The organism is Cycloclasticus sp. (assembly GCF_019090545.1).
Lineage (GTDB): Bacteria > Pseudomonadota > Gammaproteobacteria > Methylococcales > Cycloclasticaceae > Cycloclasticus > Cycloclasticus pugetii.
The window spans coordinates 1-17182 of the sequence record NZ_JAHRVT010000051.1 but is presented as its reverse complement, the minus strand read 5'-3'; the positions used below and the strand labels follow the sequence as shown (position 1 = coordinate 17182).

Annotated in this window: 13 protein-coding genes; 1 reads left to right on the top strand and 12 read right to left on the bottom strand. The window is 41.3% G+C overall.

Translation table 11 applies throughout. From position 1 onward, the window contains the following. Positions 1 to 2 precede the first annotated feature (2 nt). The 10 genes from KUG63_RS11165 to KUG63_RS11120 form a co-directional block, all read right to left on the bottom strand. Positions 3 to 647 (bottom strand): hypothetical protein, encoded by a 645-nt coding sequence (locus tag KUG63_RS11165; RefSeq protein ID WP_016390792.1) that lies wholly within the window; start codon positions 645 to 647, stop codon positions 3 to 5. A 101-nt stretch (positions 648 to 748) separates the two neighbouring features. After that, positions 749 to 1591: an archaetidylserine decarboxylase gene (gene asd, locus KUG63_RS11160; protein ID WP_016390791.1), complete on the bottom strand. Its 843-nt coding sequence runs from the start codon at positions 1589 to 1591 to the stop codon at positions 749 to 751. Between the two features lie 64 nt (positions 1592 to 1655). Then, the gene (locus KUG63_RS11155) at positions 1656 to 4406 is read right to left on the bottom strand and encodes a glycosyltransferase (protein ID WP_287555371.1); all 2751 of its coding nucleotides are present in this window, start codon (positions 4404 to 4406) and stop codon (positions 1656 to 1658) included. After that, complete coding sequence (locus KUG63_RS11150) at positions 4328 to 6007, bottom strand: aminotransferase class III-fold pyridoxal phosphate-dependent enzyme (protein ID WP_287555370.1); 1680 nt, start codon at positions 6005 to 6007, stop codon at positions 4328 to 4330. Before KUG63_RS11150 ends, KUG63_RS11155 begins: the two co-directional genes overlap by 79 nt. A gap of 111 nt (positions 6008 to 6118) precedes the next feature. After that, positions 6119 to 7693, bottom strand: a complete 1575-nt coding sequence (locus KUG63_RS11145) for a class I adenylate-forming enzyme family protein (protein ID WP_073023323.1) — start codon at positions 7691 to 7693, stop codon at positions 6119 to 6121. Continuing rightward, complete coding sequence (locus KUG63_RS11140) at positions 7694 to 8119, bottom strand: Zn-ribbon domain-containing OB-fold protein (RefSeq protein WP_015006992.1); 426 nt, start codon at positions 8117 to 8119, stop codon at positions 7694 to 7696. It abuts the gene before it with no gap. Positions 8120 to 8127: 8 nt separating this feature from the next. After that, the gene (locus KUG63_RS11135) at positions 8128 to 9291 is read right to left on the bottom strand and encodes a thiolase family protein (protein WP_287555367.1); all 1164 of its coding nucleotides are present in this window, start codon (positions 9289 to 9291) and stop codon (positions 8128 to 8130) included. A 4-nt stretch (positions 9292 to 9295) separates the two neighbouring features. Further along, positions 9296 to 9790, bottom strand: coding sequence for an aromatic-ring-hydroxylating dioxygenase subunit beta (locus tag KUG63_RS11130; RefSeq protein ID WP_015006994.1), 495 nt, complete (start codon positions 9788 to 9790; stop codon positions 9296 to 9298). Between the two features lies 1 nt (position 9791). Continuing rightward, the gene (locus tag KUG63_RS11125) at positions 9792 to 11033 is read right to left on the bottom strand and encodes an aromatic ring-hydroxylating oxygenase subunit alpha (RefSeq protein ID WP_073023327.1); all 1242 of its coding nucleotides are present in this window, start codon (positions 11031 to 11033) and stop codon (positions 9792 to 9794) included. Between the two features lie 63 nt (positions 11034 to 11096). Beyond that, complete coding sequence (locus tag KUG63_RS11120) at positions 11097 to 12299, bottom strand: alkane 1-monooxygenase (RefSeq protein WP_020931882.1); 1203 nt, start codon at positions 12297 to 12299, stop codon at positions 11097 to 11099. 196 nt (positions 12300 to 12495) lie between these two features. Here KUG63_RS11120 and KUG63_RS11115 point away from each other — a divergent pair, with 196 nt between their 5' ends. Continuing rightward, positions 12496 to 13344 (top strand): alpha/beta fold hydrolase, encoded by an 849-nt coding sequence (locus KUG63_RS11115; protein WP_073023329.1) that lies wholly within the window; start codon positions 12496 to 12498, stop codon positions 13342 to 13344. A gap of 111 nt (positions 13345 to 13455) precedes the next feature. On the opposite strand, the gene KUG63_RS11110 is transcribed toward KUG63_RS11115, so the two are convergent. Further along, entirely contained in the window at positions 13456 to 14706 is a 1251-nt protein-coding gene (locus KUG63_RS11110) for an aromatic ring-hydroxylating dioxygenase subunit alpha (protein ID WP_287555364.1), read from the bottom strand. A gap of 64 nt (positions 14707 to 14770) precedes the next feature. Further along, entirely contained in the window at positions 14771 to 17137 is a 2367-nt protein-coding gene (locus tag KUG63_RS11105; RefSeq protein WP_287555363.1) for an efflux RND transporter permease subunit, read from the bottom strand. Between the last annotated feature and the right edge of the window lie 45 nt (positions 17138 to 17182).

Below are 17182 nucleotides of genomic sequence, written 5' to 3'. Positions count from 1 at the left end.
CGCTAGCCCACACGGCCATTTTTCTTTAGACTGCCCTGTAAATCTTCATCATACCAATCACTCATTTCATCATACATATCGCCCTTTAATAAAAGGTACGGTGATTTGTAATAGATATAAATGTCGTGAAGCGGGTCTGTCATAATTTTACTACACCAGACCAAACCGGATTGAACGCCCATAATAAAAAACAAATGAATCGTTCTAAATAAAATAGCGCCAATACCAACAATCAACCAAAGAATTGAGGTGTTGTATAAATAATCATAGCTCGATGAGGCGTGTTCAAATAAGCCGAAAAAACTAGGGCTTATCAATAAAAATAGAGGCGACAGCAGCCAAACACTCAATAAAATTATTTTACGATGTAGGTTATAACCCACCTTCACTTTCTCTTTGTATTCATGTGAAGCGTTATTAACATCATCATAGGTTTTAGGTTCAAAAAAGAAGTGCCCTATCTGCCTTAACACCATTGCAATTAACCAACCAACCATAACCGCAACAACTGGGTCTTTAAACAAGTAGTAATAACTAAGTAGAAAACTCATTGCACTAAAAAGATGTAGCGCTTGGTTTACCCTATTATGATGATAGTAACGGTGATCATCCCAGCGCTGTTGACGTAGCTCTTCAAAAAAACCCATGGTGAAATTCCAATCATTAATTTACACCAGCTTGCCGTCTTTATATGACATTAGCATGTCACCCTCATGACCGTTTAGCGAACTGTAATAGCTTTTAATTACTATCGAAACGTAGCTTTATGTAACAGCGGCGAACCCATTTTTATACACTCGCCCTGTCTAATGCCTTCGTTTATTACAAATTCGCTGGAGGCAAAAACTAAAATAGTTGAGCCATGTTCAAAATAACCCATCTCATCCCCTTTGTTATAAAGGGCTGAGCAAGGCAAGACATTAGGTCCTTTATAGCGAAGATTCAGGGGGGCTGCTAAACAGTGAAACTGCATGCTAGCCACCAAAATAGCTGCAACGGGCACCAGCACAAGACACTCATCTTTGTGCCCTGTTTTTAACTCTATAAACGCTCGCTCATTTTTACAAAATAAGTTCTTAATCCGGGTCAGAGCAATTGGGTTTACATTCCATGTGTCACCCGAGATATATGTAACCTTATCTACCTCACAATCGATGGGTGCATGAAAACGATGATACATCGTTGAGGTTAGCCTTAACGTTACATAACAGCCATTTTGTAGCCGTTTCTGCAGCGCCTTATCCGGAATTAAATCGGCAACGTGATAGGGAAAACCCTTCGCCTGGTAGACCACCCCATTATCGATCTTGCCATGACTACCAACAATGCCATCACAAGGGCTAACAACGCCTCCTTTGTACGTATCTATCGGCCTTACCCCTTCTTTTAGTTGGCGAATAAAGCACTCATGCAATGAATTAAAGCTATGTTTTTTTGCTTCGGAAAAGTCCAAATCGGGTGAAAAAATACGCCAAATACTGATGGATAAGCTTGTTAGCGTTGGGCTTTGTATCTTGCTGTACCAACCCATTAGGTGAGTGAAAAGTTTACGGGGTATACGGTTTGTTAATAAGAAATTTAACCGTTCCATTCGCGTTAGCCTAGAAATCATCTGTCTCAAGCCGCACTAACCTTCAACGACATTCACTTTTTTATTAATCGTTAAGGCCGAGGTTTGTCATAAATTCAGCCATTATTGGCTCCGCTTGATATTGCTGACATCTATTAAGGGCATTTTCTCGCATCGCCGCTTTATTAACATTGCTTGAAAAAAACTGCTCTATTTGCTCAACCATTTGCTGCTTATCTTCAACCAAAAATCCATTAATTCCATCTTCAATAATATCTTTGGGGCCTTTTGTATTGTATGCAATCACTGGCATGCCTTGGGTAAATGCTTCTAAAACAACATTTCCAAACGTATCAAAACGTGATGGGAACACTTTTAAATCAAGCCCTGCATAAGCAGCTGCCATTGTTTGCTTATCCACCCACCCAAGGAAATTTGCCTCTGGCATTTGAGCCTTTAATTCGTCTTCATCTGGCCCAGACCCGGCTATCACAAAGCGAATATCTGGCAGCCTTTTTTTCAGTTCTTGATAAATAAACGGCAAATCGAATATGCCCTTTTCTTTGCTTAAGCGGCTGGCAAAAAGCAGCACCGGTGTTTCACTGTTGGCATCGTTAAACAGCTCTTCTTTTCTCAATGGCATGACTTGCATATCATCAAATTTCCCGACGTGATGTGCAGTTAAGTGCACCCGACTTTCTTCTAATTGCATATGGTGCCCAGTGAGCCATGACTGATGCTCCGTGTTAAGCACAAAAACGCCTTCAAATTGCTTATAAAAGAAGCGAAGTGCACGCCTAACTCTATCTAATTCATGTTGCGTTAGGTCTGTGGTATTTTTAATAAACTCGACCCAGTCAGTGTGCATAAAAAAGAATGCCGGCACATTGAACATATGCTTAAGTACCAGTGCAACAATCGCCATAGGGCCTTCGGTTGAACAAACAATTCGATCATAACCCCCTTCATAAAACACCTTCGCCACTTCAAGATAATCAGGCACTCTAAGTTCTTGCTCACCAAACTTCCCAACACTAAACGTTGTTATTGGCTCAACGACATATAAATGTGCCTCTTCTTCAATATCAGTACTACAAACAAGAAAATCAATTGGCAAGTCTGACTGCTGAATTTCCTTAAGTTTGGCTGACAATGAATTAGAAACACCGTTTTTATCTCTGAGCGTATCGGTTAAATAAAGCGCACGTTTAGGGTGTTGGTTACACCCTAAACGCTCTGAGAAGTCATTAAGGAATGATCTGTTTTGGTATAACAACCGTGTACTAGCAAATGTTGCACTAAAGAGAACCATACTCACCAACATAGGAAACGATAGATGGTCTAATAGCTCACCAATATTAATATTGCTGATGGAATCTTGCTGGGGTTTGTCTTTATAAAACAGCGCCGTTAGCTGGCTGGGAATTTCAAACTTACTGGTCAGATCCGCGGTAGAAAAGCTGCTTAACTGCTTACCCGATCCAACCGATGACGTCTTTAGCCTCTGTACAATTAATAAACTCAGTTTTTTATAGAGCACCTGAACGGAGCTATTGACTGTATTCACAAAAACATTCGGCGAACCGTTTTTACTATCTGCAATACGCGTTAAATGCTCGATACAAAATTTATAATCTTTTTTTACCTTCCAAGACAGCAGTTTACCTGGTTTTTTACCTTGTAGTGCCTTATGGATAAATTTAAAAAAATTCTGAGCGTGCTTACTCTTTTTTAGCTCCAACAATAAGTTCGCAATAATAAAGCAGGCTACTTTATCTGATGTTTCTCCTCGGTGAAAAAACAGTCTAAGTAAGCCGGGGTCTTCTATTTTAACGGCGGCTTGTACAAAGTAGTCCAACAAGGCGATATTCAGTTTTTGATTTTCTTCCACATAACCAAATGGCACGACACGGCCCTCAATTAACGCCTCTAAGGCTAACGCTGAAGGTTTTTCTGTTTTCAAGCGCTGCGCTAAATTTGGCACATAGAGGTACGACCCACATTCGCCTGCAAACACCCCCATATGATCATCCGAGCCACCCGTTAATACTTTGGGTTTGTCAGGGTCAACAGCAAAGTCACTGGGCGTTAAGCCGTGCTTTTCAGCATACAAATTGATTTTTTCAGGCGTTAACGTTTTTACCCAATTTAAGGTTAAAACACTTTGCCATAAATCTCGTTGACCATTGAGCACTTCATAACGCTGAAATATGACCGCTAATTTCTCGAATAAAGCCTGATCGATATTGTTATCACGTGTATACAAATAAAGCGGGTGAGGCAATATAACGGGTATATTTTGAGCAGCTGCGAATTTTAAAAATTGGTAAATATTTTCGCGTGTTTTATTAAGGTGTTTTTCTTGCTCTGCATTAAAACCATACGCTAACACATGAACAAATAAATTATATTCAGGAAAATAGCAGGTGAACTCAGTACCCACCAGCACATCCTTACCCTCAGCAATTAACTCCCAACATGACCGAGCATTATTATGATTGGTTATCGTCACAACGTCGCAATCATTTTTATGTAAACATTTAACCAAGTTATCCGTCTTAAGCCATGTTTCTGGTAAGCCAAGGATTCTTCCCCAAAGTTCATCGGGCACATCACTATTGTGATCATGACAGTGAAAATCAATCTTCAGACAGTTTTCGTAATCCAAGCCTTCTTGTGCTGTACGCAGATACTCCCCAAACTCATCTTTTAATGACTGGCGAAAATCACTAATAACCGCATTCGATGTAAAGTCAATCATCGCTTCGCCTCTTTCACTAACCTTTTTGCTGATACCGATTTCACCATATCCTTCAACATCCGCCTTTTTATCCATTTATTCGTTAATGCCGAATGCTGCCACCACCAGCCATCTTTTTTCATCTTTAGGCCAGCCGATATGAAGTGTTTAATCACCTCAGCGAATTCCTCATCAGTAAAGTTATGGCTCATAATCAGCCTGCCTGTTCCAATCCAGCTAAGCAGGATGCCTTCCTCCCTGAGGTAATACTGGTACATCCAGTTATAGCGACTCGGTTGGGTATATAAAACAGTGAGAATAGAGCTGAGGTTGACCATTTTGACTGGCACATTCGCTTCCTTTAATGCTTGGTTCATCTGCTGCACTCTATCGTTCCAGACCTGCTCTAGCACTTGATATGAGCGTTGAATCTCTTCTGTTTGCAGTGCTTGTAAAAAAGCATCCATACTGGTCATAACGTACGGGTGTGAGTTAAACGTGCCACGCGCAAAAGACACATTCGCCGGCCGATCTTCTTTAAAACGCTGCATTAAATGATGCCTGCCACATAAAACACCCACCGGTAAACCGCCACCTACGGTCTTACCATAAGTAACCAAATCGGCCTGCACAGCAAAAAAACCTTGCGCGCCTTTATGAGAGAGCCTAAACCCGGTAAATACCTCATCAAAAATTAATACAATGGAGCGCTCTTTACACACTTGCTGAAGTTTTTGTAACCACTCGCTATACGCTGTCTTATCAAAGGCCGCCGCTCTTTCGCTATTAACCAACATAGCGTCACTTGAGGCATCTGAATTTGGATGCAGCCCTTGCAACGGATTAACCAACACACAGGCAATGTCACGTCGTGTTCGTAAAATACTCAACGTACGTTCACTCATATCACGTAATGTATAAACATCATTAGTTTTACGTTGGTTGCCAATGCCTGGCTGAACCCCATCCCACCAGCCATGATAAGCACCACAGAATCTAACTAAATATCGCTTACCGGTATGATAACGAGCCAAGCGTACCGCTTGCATAACTGCTTCTGTACCAGACATATGAAACGACACCTCATCAAGACCAGATATTCGCTTCAATTCTTCAACATTATTTTTAATTATTGGGTGATAAGGCCCCAAGACAGGGCCAAGGTTTTGTGCGTTTTCGAACCCTTTTCTCAAGCAAGACTTATAAAAGTCGTAGCCGAAAACATTCACCCCATAGGAGCCGCTCAGGTCAACTCCCCAGCGACCATCGAGATCCTTCAGCATAATGCCTGAGGACTCAGTGACAATTGAGGCCGGTTTTATATGCTGACCAAGGTAGTTACGATACGGATAGGGAACCCGGTATAAATTAGTAAAGCGTACATCCGATACACTGTCTTCTATACTGGCATAAAATCCGGTAGATTTTGGCGAATGGCAGGCTAAGCTTTCACTTAGCTGCTTAAAACCCTTTTTTCGTTGATTAACGACAGCTATTGGAGCTTCATCGCTACTAAAGAATGCCTCTTCATCGTAAGAAAAATAAGGAACCCATTTGGCAACTCGCCTAGCCCATTTTGAATGTCCTCGAACAGAGGGGTGCTTAGCCCTAGAAAGCTTCAGTCGTGTAGAAGCTTTTATTAAAAAGAAAAAGGATAATAGAGCAAGCGCAGTATAGAAGACATCAGTGTCAGGCATATGTGTAATTATTCGCAATAAAATATATCGCAAACATTAACACTCAAAAATGACAGCCTTGTTTCAGTTAGCTGACAAGCTTCTTACCAAATTACTAATTGCAGATATTTCCTAAGCCAAATCCCATGGCACCGACAGACGACCATCTTTAAACATCGCTTGCATATCTTTTTTAAGCATTTTCCCCGTCAAGCCTTTTGGCAACTCGTCTACTAGCACGATATGTTTGGGCACTTCAAACTTTGCCATTCTTGCTTTACTAAATGCAACCATTTCATCGCAATCAAACGCAGCTTTATCTTTGGCAATAATTAACGCGACCACCGCCTCATCCCATTCAGGGTGTGGCACACCAATAACACCTACTTCAGCAACATTAGGATGTTCATCTAAAACATTTTCAACCATGCTTGGAAAAACATTAGCCGAGCCAGTAATAATAAGGTTATTTTTACGATCCGTTAGGTAAAGAAAGCCCTCATCGTCTAGATAGCCTAAATCATTAGTTCTGAGCCAACCCTTGTTAAGCACTTCTTTGGTTTGCTCCTCTAAATCCAAGTAACCACTCATTAAGGTATCAGATTTTAACCAAATTTCACCGCTAGTATTTGGCTCTAAAGCGACGCCATTATCATCACGAATTTCTATATCAAAATGTAATGCTGGCCGACCGCATGAACGAAGAAGATGGTCCTCACCATTTAGACCTCTTTCAGTATCTTCTGGTCTCATAAAACAAATCCAACCACCTGTGGTTTCGGTAACGCCATACATTTGCATTAAATCACAGTTGAAGGTCTCAGCAGCTTTACGGATTAACTGTGGCGTTGTTGGTGATGAACCATAGGTTATTAGTCGCACGGATGGGATTTTAATGTCCGTTTCTTGCATGATTTGAATCATCCGGCGCATCATCAATGGCACCATAATAGTCACCGTTACTTTCCGCTTATTAATATGTTCAAAGTATTGATCAACATTAAAGTCACCCTCTGGAAGCACCGCTGTCATCCCATTAACCGTATTCATTGTTATGAGTACAAAGGTAATCCAAGCCGATGACGTGGGGGCATACCATACATCATCTGGCGTGAGCCCCATATTTAACACCGTATTTATCATCGCGTCTTTAAGCGCATGCTGGGATAAAAGCACGCCTTTTGGCGAACCTGTGGTACCCGATGTATAACTGATGGCTGCCAAGTCATCGTTTTCAAGTACGGGCAGGTCAACCTTACCATCACTTTTTGCCAACAACTCTTGATAGTCATAAGGCAGGTTGTGATCTCCACCATAACCAATCAATAAAACACCTTCGGATATCAATTGCTCGGCAACATCGCCCATCAATGGCACACAGTTAGCTTGTACTAATACTACTTTCGCTTTTGAGTTATGGATGACATACAACATTTCTTTAGGAGAATAGCGCCAGTTAACACCGACCCGTGGCGCACCTAATTTTAAGCAGGCATGAAAAGCCTCATAAACTTCAATGTGCTCGTGAGACAAAATAGCGACCACATCGCCCTTGCCAATATTTTTGGTTTGTAAGGCTTTTGCAAACCGACACGCCCGCTCATTTAGCGTAGCCCAATCGATAGACCTTTCTCCTTCATAAAAAGCTATTCTTTTTGGCATCGCTTTCGCTGCACGAACCAGGTAATCTCTAACTAATGTTGTCAATTAATGCTCCTCCCCATCTAATTTAAAATAAAGCAACTCGTTTTTTTTATCTATTTTTTTAAAGTGTGCTCTCACCGCTGTACCAACTTGATATGGCTGCCCATCACTCGCTACTATATGGCCCATAACTCGTGGACCTTCCGTTAATTCAACTAAGGCCACTGTATAAGGTATTTTGTCATCGTAATAGGGGTGAAAACTACGGTGAAAAACCACGTAACTATATATAACCCCCGTGCCCTTAGCCTCAAACCATTCGAGTTCATTGCCACCACACTCATCACACACTTTTTGTGCAGGTGGTAGACTGGTTTGGCAGGACGAACAATGCTGAATAAGTAACTTATGTTGCTGCATTGCCTCATAATAAGGTTTTGCAATATCAACTACCGTTGGCCAAATAATATCTTCTTTTGGATATTCCATCGTGCCTCCTATCGCCCCATAACTAACGCCGCATGGAACTGCATCCGTCCACCATAGCCAGTGACTAACATATTGTTGAGTGTATTTAATTGGCGACCTTCTGCACGGTTATGCAATTGCATGACAGCTTCTGAGACCGCTGTCGCGCCTTGCATATAATAGCCAGATAGATGCCCCCCGCCAGTATTAACGGGTAATTGCTCACCCGGACCGATACCTTCTTCTGCAATAAATTGTGCCGCCTTTCCTGGTTCGCAAAAACCGTACATTTCTAAATTTATTAAGGTGGAAATACTAAACGCATCATAAAATTCACAGGCATCAATATCATCTACCGTGACACCTGCCATCTTAAACGCTGTTTGTGCAGCCATTTTTGCACCCGTTTCTATTTCGGGCTGATAACCACGGCGATTGGTATTACCTTTATGACCTTGCCCCATTCCATAGATATAAGCGGGGTATTCTTTGGCCGCTTTTGCGGTTTCTACATCACTGACCACCACAGCAATTGCCCCATTGACAGGGTAAGCACAATCCAGCATCCGTAGTGGTTCAACGAGCCACGGTGATGCATGATGATCTGCCATCGTCATCGGTTTTTTTATTTTAGCTAGCGGATTAAGCCTTGCCCATTCTCGGTTTGCAATTGCTACTGCTGCAAGATCATCAGTTGTTCTGTTGTATACCGCTAAATATCGTTGGGCAGCCATTGCATACGCGGCTATCGCGCTGTAAAAACCATTTGCGACCTCGGTTCCCAATTTACCCATCATCGGCATTGCGATTGCAAAGGATTCTGCGGCAGAACCACCTGGTTGCAAAGGGGTATCTGCAAACACACACACCACTTTTTTAGCCAAGCCAGATTGAATCGCCATCGTTGCTTGCTGTAGTGTCTGGACCATTGAGCTACCCTCTGCTTCAACAACATTCAGCAAACTTAAATCCCTAAGGCCAGCATAATCCTGAAGGTCCATCGGCATTGCCGATAAATCTTCAATTGGGCTTTTATTAATCAGCAATCCATCAATATCGTGATGCTTTAAGCCTGCATCGCTAATCGCCATACCAATTGCTTCAACGGCTAACTCCCATGAAGCCACCGTGTAATCGCGACGCAACTCAGTCATCCCAATGCCGGTAACGGCTGATAAAGGCTTCCTGCTCATCAGTCTAAATTAAGAAAGACAGTGTTGGTATAGGTTCAAGCCCATTCACTAAATTAACTTTCTTTAAGTGTATTTGAAAGCTATCTCCTTTTCGGCTAAGGATATATGTATACCGACCAGACCATATCCTAAAACTATGTACCGATTGAATAGAATATTCTGGTAAATAGAAATTTGCCTCTACCCTAAACTTGTCATCATTGTCGTTAAAGAACTCGTAATTTGAGATGACACGACGCATACCGGAAATAGGTACTTGGCTAAATCGGTTACCGGTATTGAGTTGCTTAACCCTTGTTGTTAGCCTCGAATAATTATCGTATAAATGTGATGCCTTTTTCGCTGGATCGTCACCATCTTTGCGCGGCACCCAATAAACGGCGTCCTCTGCCCATAATTCATACCATGCCTGGTATTGTCCCTCATCAGCATACTTCGCCTCTTGAATAATAAAGGCTTCAAGCTCCCTGGTTACCTCAAATGCCACCTGCTTCCCCATGCTACTTTTCTCCCAACATTACTGAGCGATAGTGGTGCCAAAAACCTCTGTTTGACGTTTCATCACTCATTCGCGACTCCTTAACACCATCATCTCTTACCGTTTCTCGATCCAGCCCCCTACTTAGATCACACCAAGGTGTACCGGCTTGAAGCGCCTTTTGCGCGCGTTCAGCTATCGTTGCGTCATCTGCCAATAAAAAAGCAGCAGGGCCTAATGCGCCTTCGCTTTGTCTCAGTAACTTAAAGTTCAACTCTGGCACCCCCTTTAAAAACATCGGCGTGCTCCATTGCACACAAGAGTTAACACTGGTCGGCTGGAAAATAACTATATTCATTTCTGCTAAAAATAAATTAGGGAAAATACAAGCATGTGGCGGCCCATCAAACAACCGCTTGTTGCCTTCTTCTTCGCCATATGCCGCGTGCATTTTTTCAACATATGATTTGGACTTTTCAACCGTTGAGCCCAGCCAATCAAGTGTATTGACATAGCCTGCGGCAAAATCAATTTCCGTGTGGCCATTGCCCCAGTCTCTGATCACCCCTTGGTTGGTGTCTTCTCCGCCCACAAATTCGTTATATTGAGAAGGAATAACTTGAACAAATGATTGATGAACATAGTTTACATGGTAACCATCCGTATCATTCTCGGGCAGCATTTTCCAGTTTGCATCAAACTTTTGACGCACCCAACCACCTGTTAAATCTACCTCACCTTCTGGAGACAGGTTACAGGCCCGATCTATCAGCTGCTTACCATTTCCCAAGTAATCATCAAAACTTATCGTTGGTTCGTTAAAGCTTGCAAAAACAAACCCCCGATAACTATCTGTAATTAATGTCTGTAACCCATGGTCTTTTTTCTCTTTAGTAAAGCCATCAGGATAAGGTACGTCTAACAAGTCACCATTTAAGCCAAAAACCCAACCATGGTATAGGCAAGAAAAATTGCGTTTATTGCCTTCCATTTCATTACATAAGTTATTGCCTCGATGCGCACAGCGATTCACCATTACATTCACTGTAGAATCTTTATCCCTGACCATGATCAATGCTGAGCGGCCTATATCCCTTGCAATAAAGTCGCCTGCTTCCTTGACTTCACTTTCATGCCCGACATAAAACCAGCTATTTTGAAAAATCTTTTCCATTTCATCAGCATAGATATCTTCTGATGTATATAAAGACCCATGAACCTTGTCCGATTGAATCAGGTGATTGTAATCTATGTTATTTACCATATTGCTCTCCTATGTATGCCTTTGCACTGAAAAAGGCCTTTATTCCTTTCTTAATTTGTCGCTCTACTTCTCTGCTATAACCGCTCTATCAAGAAAACGCTCGGGCAAGGTATTAGGCAATGCATAAGGCACGATATCTGCTGTGTCATAAAACTCTTCAATAATTGGATGCATGATTTTTCTCCATAAAGGAGGAAACATCGTTACAAATAAGATATTTAGGTAACCTAATGGTAAACGTGGTGCCTTATCCATCACCCTTAATATCTGATAAGGCCGCCCTACATTCGCGTGATGGTCTGAATGCCGATCAATTTGACACATAAAAAAGCTACTAATAATCATACTGTCATCCCAAGCATGTTCTGCCCTTACTTTTTCATAGCTACCGTCTTCAAGCTGTTTACGCATCAAACCATAGTGTTCTGCAAAGTCTGCTGTGGCTAATAGCAGCCTTGGGAAAAGATATTGCATAATAAATAACGGCAATGAAATCCAGCCAAAAAGATAAACAAGTAGTGAAAACCATGCGATTTGTGCAATAGTTATTTTTATCATTTTATTATCTAAACTTATCCAACTTGAACCCTTTCGGCCAAGGCGTTCCGCTTCTACTTTCCATGCAGTAATTGACTTTAATACTGTACTTCTAAGTGCAAACCTCCAAAAATTTTCACCATATGGGGACGTTGCAGGATCTAGTGGGGTCGCTACATGAATATGATGATGGAAATTATGATAAACATAGAAATCAGCCATACTAATTGGCGTCATCAAGGCTTGACCCATAAAACGGTCAAACTGATTCCCATGATGACAGAGCTCATGCCCTGGAGTTGCACCTGTTGCCGTAACAAAGGCCAAAGAAAGGGCTAAGAAAACCATTTCTGCTGTGCTAAGTGGGTAGTAGCTTACACCTAACACGGTGAACATTTCCATCGGCGTATTTGTTATCAATGAATAACAAAACAAAGTAATTAGAAACTGTATCGGGACATAGACCCAAAGCATAAAGCGAAAAAAAGAACTTTCCTCTAATTCTTTTTCCATCTCTTCTGGTGCGTTAATAGGATCATCTCCTACAATTGGGTCAAGTATCATACAGATACCAAATACAGCAAGGGTTAACAAATACCAATACCCCCCACCTAAAAAATGAGCAATAACAGGTGTAGTAGAAAACAACAATATAGGGATTGTGGTATAGCGAGCGACTATACTAACTTTTCTTTTAATACTATCTGGGGCATTCATTTTGGGGAACATGTTCTCTCCTGGATCTCATTAATTTGCATTTATTTATACAATTGATTATAACCAGTTAAACAAACTGAACGCTAGTTAGAAATAATCATTTTTTAATGTAACAATTTTTCTTTAAACAACTTATTGCTCTTAAACTAGCGTTGTTAACTATCTTTAGAAACACTATAACTCCAAACTTTTAGAAATAAGGAATGCTATGCAAACATCAAACATCCAAACCGGTTCTTTTAATACGTTTTTAAATGAAGCAGGAACCGATAAGGACACCAGTATTTTATTGCTACATGGTTCTGGCCCTGGTGCTAACGCCATGTCAAACTGGCAATATGCACTGCCTTTTCTAGCTGAGAACTACCATTGCCTTGCACCAGATATTGCAGGTTTTGGCCTTAGCCAACATAACTGCCCACCCAATGGAACCAGCCACTGGATTGATATTTGGGTGCAGCAACAAATAGATTTATTAGATGCTAAAGGGATTGAGCAAACACATATTGTCGGCAATTCCATGGGCGGTGGCGTTACCCTTCATTTACTGAACAGGCACCCTGAACGCTTTAAAAAAGCAGTTCTTATGGGTCCAGTAGGTGCTCCATTTGCCCCTACCGAAGGCCTCACTAAAGGGTGGGAGTTTTATAAAGACCCTTCCAAAGAGGCTTTAGAATACTTAATTACTAAATTTCTTTTTGACCCGAGTTTACTTGGCAATGATATCGCTAGCATTGCTGCTCAACGCTTCGATAACGTTATGAAAGATGAAGTACGCCTTCAGTTTGAAGCCATGTTTAGCGGTGGTACAAAAAAAGGTATTGATGCGTTTGTTTTATCAGACGACGAGTTAAATAATATTTCCCACCAAATGCTGGTCACCCATGCCCGAGAAGATTTTTTTATTCCTCTGAATAATGCATATCATTTAATAGATAGAATCCCTAATGCGCAGTTGCATGTCTTTGACCATTGCGGCCACTGGGTTCAAATTGAAAAGAAAAAAGCATTTAATAATTTAACTAAACTATTCTTCGACGGCATGTTTGATGACTAACCCCCACTCTCATAACATCAATTAAACACACGTTTAATTAAACAATAAAGCCCAGACTTTCATCTGGGCTTTATTGTTTTAGAATTCATACCTCTTCATTTTATTCAATACTTAAAAGCCCATCATCTCTCGATACCCTTGCCACATTGAACGAATCATTCCTTCCGTGACTAGATGCTTTGCTCCTTCAGGCTCTTTACCATCCATCTCTATCACGCTAGTGTATTCCCCATCCCGAACTATCGCTTTTTGACATAGCTCTGTTGATTCACCATCTTCCATTGAGATAAGTCCAGCAGGTCCAATAAGGTTAGATTGCTTTAAACGAATATTTCTAAGCTCTTCAGTATCGTCTTTATAACCAAAGTATGTCCAAACCAATTCAAACTCATCTTTGCCTTTCGGTAAAATTTGCCGAAAAGCCAGTGTGTTTTGAATTTGCTGTAACACTAATGATGGAAACATAGACAATATATCCAAGCTATGCCCATCTTCAAACTCTTGCTGACCGGCTAATAACGATTCATCTGCTAACGCATAACTTCCTTGCTGCATCGTTCTTAGGTTTTCTTTTTTTACATCATCTAGTGCACTTTTTTCTTCTTTAGAGCTTTTTACCCAAATTAAACAATGCACTTTATTGTTAACAATAGAGGCCCCTTCCTGCGACGAGCGATACAGCCCAAAGGTGGCATGAAAGAGGTGCAGCAGGCTTGCATGATAGGGATCTTTAGTATTTTCAGCGTAGAATTTCCAGTTCCCTTTGATGTGCTGCCGGGTCGTGCCAAGTATTTCAATGGGTCTATTCAAAATACGGCGCATATGATAACTCACATCATCACCCATATAGGTTTCAATATCGGGCGTGTCTTCGCTAAACGTTCCAAAAACTGCACCGTGATAATTCACGGTGCGTACCTTCCTTAGGCTATGCTTGGTTTTATCAAAGTCTTTAGGCATACCCCCTTTGCCGGCAAGCCCTCGTTGAAAGGGGACCCCCCTTAAATCACCTTTCGCATCAAACGCCCATTGATGATAAACGCAAGTGTAGGCTCCATCTTCCACTCGCCCGTGCCGCTCACGACAAATTTCAGCACCTCTATGCGCACAGCGGTTTACCCACGCATAAATTCCATCATCCTGCCCTCTCGTTACAACAACGGGGGTATCTCCTATATACGTTGATTTGAAGCTTCCCTTAAGCGGAATCTCTTCTTCAGCTGCTAAAAAAGACCATGTTTGACCGTTGTAAATTTTTTCCTGCTCAAGATCATAAACTTCTTGGCTATTAAAAACCGAATATGGGACCGCTGTACAATTTGCATCCGCAGGCCACTTTAAATGCTCAGGTGTATTACCCATAAGAGAGCTCCATTATTAATTATCAAAAAAAGCAGCCTTGAGCGGCCTTATCCGCACCGAATTATCATTCGGGCTTCACCTTTTCCTTATTCCCATCATGCGGGTAAAGGAAGCTGGCTAATGCAGGTATCAAAATAGTCGCACCCAACATGTTCACAAAGAACATATACGCCAATAAGATCCCCATATCCGCCTGAAACTTAAGGTCTGAAAAATACCAAGTTAACACGCCAATGGTCATTGTTACCGACGTAAATACAACCCCTGTTCCTACCTCTTTTAACGATTCATAGTATGACTTCTGTAATGGTTCACCAGCTGAATTATGTGCCACCATTCGAGCAAAAAGGTAAATACCATAATCAACACCAACACCAACACCCATTGCTAATACAGGTAAGGTAGATACTTTCAGGCCGATGCCTAAATAAACCATCACAGCATTAGCCAAATAAGCCACTAAGGCCAACGGAGCGACAATACAAATGGTGGCTCGAATTGACATAAACGTTACAAAACAGAAGAGGCCGACTGCAGCAAACAAGATCAACTCAATTTTAGTTTGTGCCTTAGCCACAATCTCATTAGTTGCCGCCATAATGCCTGCATTCCCCATTGCTGGTACGAAAGTAACATGCTCATTAGTGTTATTTTCATTGAAGCGAGCAACCCCAGCCATCACCCTATCTAATGTTTCAGCTTTATGGTCTGTTAAGTAAATCGTCACCGGCATAATAGTACAATCGTTTGAAAACAACGCCTGCGACATTTCCACTCGATAGATATTTGCTGCAATCATTGCCTCACTTCTAGGTACTCCTAGAAACTTTGGGTTGGCTTCATAATTACCAATGTTACGCTCACGAATTAACTGTGATAGTGACTTTACAGACTGCACACCTTGTATGTTTTTCATTTGCCAAACAAAATCATCAACCGTTTGCGTGATTGGAAAATTAATACATGAACCTTTCTTATCAGCCTTGGCTAAAATAACCAATTCATCTAAACCAACCGAGAATTTTGACTGTATTGCATCAGCATCTTTGTTATATCGTGATTCAGGCCAAAACTCTGGCGCTCCAGCTTCCACATCACCTACAATCAATTGATCTTGCACCGTCATCGCATAGGCCCCTAACCCCATCGCCAACACTAGAACAATGGTTGCATATTTTCGTTTAGTCAATAGTGAAAGGGCCATCCAAAAAGCATGATCTGTACCCTTAATATTGCTTTCAGCGCGCTGAATTTCCTTATCATTCAGTTTGATATAAGACAAAAGAATAGGCAGCATAATTTTATTGGTCAGCAGCATCACCGCCACACCAATACTGGCAATAATACCTAGTTCTCTAATGATAGGAATGTCAATTAATACAATCACCCCAAAGCCAACGGCATCTGAAATAAGTGCGGTTGCTCCAGGAATAAAGAGTTTATAAAAAGCCTGACGCGCTGACTCTACTGAGTTATCGCCTTTTGCTACGCCCAACCGCCAAACATTGGTCATTTGGATAGCATGACTTACGCCTATTGCTAAAATAAGAAACGGAACTAATATTGACATCGGGTCAACACCGTACCCTAATATTTTCACGATGCCCAGTTGCCAACTAACCGATACTAACGCGGTAATGATAACCGCTATCGCCAACTTGATTGAGCCGGCAAAAAAGATCAGCATAATAAAGGTGATAACCAAGGTGATGATAAAAAAGTTTATAACACCTTCCGCGCCATTAATCACATCCCCAATAAATGGTGCAAAACCTATTATATGAATAGCCGTTTCAGCAGTTTGGTAGTTACTCCTAATTTGATTCAGTTTTTCTGCGAACAGCTCGTAATCAATTTTTTGTTTTGTTATTGGGTCTATTTCTACCAAATCTGCAATAACAAGTGCGCCAGATAAGTCTTTAGCAACCGTCTTACCTATTTCAGTGGACTTAAACAGGTTGCTTTTAACCTCATCAATACGCTCAGGTGTTGCAATAAAGTCTGCTGGCACAATTTTTGAGCCGGTAAACCCTTCTTCACTCACTGCAACATAATTAACGTTTGGTGTAAAAAGAGAGGTCACGGTTCGTGCGTCCACTCCATCCATCACGAGAACCTCTGAGGTGATTTTTTCAAGAACCGTAAAAAACTCTGGATTGAACATATCACCGTTTCTATTTTCAACAAAAATAGTCACACGATTGGCACCACCAAACTCATCACGATGGTCAGTAAATGTTTTCATATAAGGGTGAGACAAAGGAATCGCCTTATCAAACCCGGGTGAAAGTTGTTGATTAAGCCCTTGATAAGCCAAAAATATAGTTAGTAATATGCCGACCGTTAGGATAACGAGCCGATGCTTTAACAAGCTGTCTGCTAGATAATCTGAAATTTTATGGACTAAATTAGATTCATGTTTCATTGTCATAACGTTTCTCCTTAATTTAATCCGTTAATTTGTTAAGTGGCATTG

Excerpts from the sequence above, each read along its gene's own strand:
- KUG63_RS11130 (WP_015006994.1), bottom strand. The coding sequence starts at position 9,790 with ATGGGGAAGCAGGTGGCATTTGAGGTAACCAGGGAGCTTGAAGCCTTT.
- KUG63_RS11155 (WP_287555371.1), bottom strand. The coding sequence starts at position 4,406 with ATGGATAAAAAGGCGGATGTTGAAGGATATGGTGAAATCGGTATCAGC.
- KUG63_RS11110 (WP_287555364.1), bottom strand. The coding sequence starts at position 14,706 with ATGGGTAATACACCTGAGCATTTAAAGTGGCCTGCGGATGCAAATTGT.
- KUG63_RS11115 (WP_073023329.1), top strand. The coding sequence starts at position 12,496 with ATGCAAACATCAAACATCCAAACCGGTTCTTTTAATACGTTTTTAAAT.
- KUG63_RS11140 (WP_015006992.1), bottom strand. The coding sequence starts at position 8,119 with ATGGAATATCCAAAAGAAGATATTATTTGGCCAACGGTAGTTGATATT.
- KUG63_RS11135 (WP_287555367.1), bottom strand. The coding sequence starts at position 9,291 with ATGAGCAGGAAGCCTTTATCAGCCGTTACCGGCATTGGGATGACTGAG.
- KUG63_RS11125 (WP_073023327.1), bottom strand. The coding sequence starts at position 11,033 with ATGGTAAATAACATAGATTACAATCACCTGATTCAATCGGACAAGGTT.
- KUG63_RS11120 (WP_020931882.1), bottom strand. The coding sequence starts at position 12,299 with ATGTTCCCCAAAATGAATGCCCCAGATAGTATTAAAAGAAAAGTTAGT.
- KUG63_RS11150 (WP_287555370.1), bottom strand. The coding sequence starts at position 6,007 with ATGCCTGACACTGATGTCTTCTATACTGCGCTTGCTCTATTATCCTTT.
- KUG63_RS11105 (WP_287555363.1), bottom strand. The coding sequence starts at position 17,137 with ATGACAATGAAACATGAATCTAATTTAGTCCATAAAATTTCAGATTAT.
- KUG63_RS11165 (WP_016390792.1), bottom strand. The coding sequence starts at position 647 with ATGGGTTTTTTTGAAGAGCTACGTCAACAGCGCTGGGATGATCACCGT.
- asd (WP_016390791.1), bottom strand. The coding sequence starts at position 1,591 with ATGGAACGGTTAAATTTCTTATTAACAAACCGTATACCCCGTAAACTT.